The 256-nt window shown below is 57.8% G+C and carries 1 protein-coding gene; it reads left to right on the top strand.

Annotated features, from left to right (window positions below):
* A partial coding sequence (locus HA050_RS21805) for a hypothetical protein (protein ID WP_166830587.1) occupies positions 1-256 on the top strand: 256 nt, incomplete at both ends.

Below are 256 nucleotides of genomic sequence, written 5' to 3'. Positions count from 1 at the left end.
ATGGCGTCACTTACAACGCAACCACCGGCCTGATCACCGTGCCTGCAGGCGTGACCAACTTCGCCGTCACTCTGCCAACGGTGGATGACGCACTGGTTGAAATCACCCCGGAAACCGTTCCTCTGACCATTGGCGGCGTGAGCGCCACCGGCGGAATTCTGGACAACGACAGCCCGGCCATTACCGGCATCGAAGTTGGCAATCCGGGTGTGGCGGATGACAATGTGGTGGAAGGTAATAACCTTGTCTTCAATGT

This window comes from Iodobacter violaceini (assembly GCF_011601265.1).
GTDB lineage: Bacteria > Pseudomonadota > Gammaproteobacteria > Burkholderiales > Chitinibacteraceae > Iodobacter > Iodobacter violaceini.
This window is presented reverse-complemented; position numbering and strand designations above follow the sequence as displayed.